We start from the raw sequence: 2601 nt of genomic DNA on the forward strand, positions 1-2601 counted from the left end.
CCATGATCAAACTCTTCAATTAAAGTTTTGTTGTCACTTTCGAGACGGCTCAATAAATACTGACTTTAAATACCGTAGTAAATTAAAGCTTTTTATCATTCAAAGAATGATAATTAAATAACTGTGCCAAAATAATCGTCTCTATAAATAGATTGGGTCATTTTGTATTGGTCACTCAGTTTATTGATAAATCTTTCGACTTAACTATTCAGTGAGTGCCCACACAGATTGCATGGTCAAATTGTTAAAGAACGTTGACTTTCAATGCCTTAGCGTTAAACGCTTCAGCAAGTCAGGCTGCGTATACTACGCTTTTCTGATATTCAGTCAAGACAAAATTTTCATCTTTTTTATCAATCGATTAAAAAGTAAAAACTTTCTGTTGACGTCGCTCACATTACAATCAGCTTGAGCGAAATAAAAGCCCGTTCATTGAACGGGCTCTCATAATTTGAAGCCTGGCGATGTCCTACTCTCACATGGGGAGACCCCACACTACCATCGGCGCTACGGCGTTTCACTTCTGAGTTCGGCATGGGGTCAGGTGGGACCACCGCGCTAAAGCCGCCAGGCAAATTCTGTTAATCTGTATCAGGCTGAAAATCGTGTCTGTCTCTCTTCGCCAAAACAGCTTCGGCGTTGTAAGGTTAAGCCTCACGGTTCATTAGTATCGGTTAGCTCAACGCATCGCTGCGCTTACACACCCGACCTATCAACGTCGTCGTCTTCAACGTTCCTTCAGGAGACTTAAAGTCTCAGGGAGAACTCATCTCGGGGCAAGTTTCGTGCTTAGATGCTTTCAGCACTTATCTCTTCCGCATTTAGCTACCGGGCAGTGCCATTGGCATGACAACCCGAACACCAGTGATGCGTCCACTCCGGTCCTCTCGTACTAGGAGCAGCCCCCCTCAATTCTCCAGCGCCCACGGCAGATAGGGACCGAACTGTCTCACGACGTTCTAAACCCAGCTCGCGTACCACTTTAAATGGCGAACAGCCATACCCTTGGGACCTACTTCAGCCCCAGGATGTGATGAGCCGACATCGAGGTGCCAAACACCGCCGTCGATATGAACTCTTGGGCGGTATCAGCCTGTTATCCCCGGAGTACCTTTTATCCGTTGAGCGATGGCCCTTCCATTCAGAACCACCGGATCACTATGACCTGCTTTCGCACCTGCTCGCGCCGTCACGCTCGCAGTCAAGCTGGCTTATGCCATTGCACTAACCTCCTGATGTCCGACCAGGATTAGCCAACCTTCGTGCTCCTCCGTTACTCTTTGGGAGGAGACCGCCCCAGTCAAACTACCCACCAGACACTGTCCGCAACCCGGATTACGGGTCTACGTTAGAACACCAGCCATTAAAGGGTGGTATTTCAAGGTTGGCTCCACGCAGACTGGCGTCCACGCTTCAAAGCCTCCCACCTATCCTACACATCAAGGCTCAATGTTCAGTGTCAAGCTATAGTAAAGGTTCACGGGGTCTTTCCGTCTTGCCGCGGGTACACTGCATCTTCACAGCGAGTTCAATTTCACTGAGTCTCGGGTGGAGACAGCCTGGCCATCATTACGCCATTCGTGCAGGTCGGAACTTACCCGACAAGGAATTTCGCTACCTTAGGACCGTTATAGTTACGGCCGCCGTTTACCGGGGCTTCGATCAAGAGCTTCGACCGAAGTCTAACCCCATCAATTAACCTTCCGGCACCGGGCAGGCGTCACACCGTATACGTCCACTTTCGTGTTTGCACAGTGCTGTGTTTTTAATAAACAGTTGCAGCCAGCTGGTATCTTCGACTGATTTCAGCTCCATGAGTAAATCACTTCACCTACATATCAGCGTGCCTTCTCCCGAAGTTACGGCACCATTTTGCCTAGTTCCTTCACCCGAGTTCTCTCAAGCGCCTTGGTATTCTCTACCTGATCACCTGTGTCGGTTTGGGGTACGATTTCTTATAATCTGAAGCTTAGAAGCTTTTCCCGGAAGCATGGCATCAATGACTTCACTACCGTAGTAGCTCGACATCGTATCTCAGCCTTAAGATGGTCCGGATTTGCCTAAACCATCAGCCTACATACTTGGACCTGGACAACCGTCGCCAGGCTCACATAGCCTTCTCCGTCCCCCCTTCGCAGTAACACCAAGTACAGGAATATTAACCTGTTTCCCATCGACTACGCCTTTCGGCCTCGCCTTAGGGGTCGACTCACCCTGCCCCGATTAACGTTGGACAGGAACCCTTGGTCTTCCGGCGAGCGGGCTTTTCACCCGCTTTATCGTTACTTATGTCAGCATTCGCACTTCTGATACCTCCAGCATGCCTCACAGCACACCTTCAACGGCTTACAGAACGCTCCCCTACCCAACAACACATAGTGTCGCTGCCGCAGCTTCGGTGCATGGTTTAGCCCCGTTACATCTTCCGCGCAGGCCGACTCGACCAGTGAGCTATTACGCTTTCTTTAAATGATGGCTGCTTCTAAGCCAACATCCTGGCTGTCTGTGCCTTCCCACATCGTTTCCCACTCAGCTATAACTCTGTGGCCTCAACTGGCGATCCTGGTTGCTACCCTCTTCCCGACGGCCGTGCGCACCCGC

2 rRNA genes are annotated in these 2601 nt (G+C 49.9%); both read right to left on the reverse strand.

From position 1 onward, the window contains the following. Nucleotides 1-456: 456 nt before the first annotated feature. A 5S ribosomal RNA gene (gene rrf, locus FYJ43_RS11855) occupies nt 457-572 on the reverse strand. 71 nt (nt 573-643) lie between these two features. Beyond that, nucleotides 644-2601, reverse strand: a 23S ribosomal RNA gene (locus tag FYJ43_RS11860); the annotation flags it as partial.

It is taken from the genome of Cutibacterium porci (genome assembly GCF_009696315.1).
Lineage (GTDB): Bacteria > Actinomycetota > Actinomycetes > Propionibacteriales > Propionibacteriaceae > Cutibacterium > Cutibacterium porci.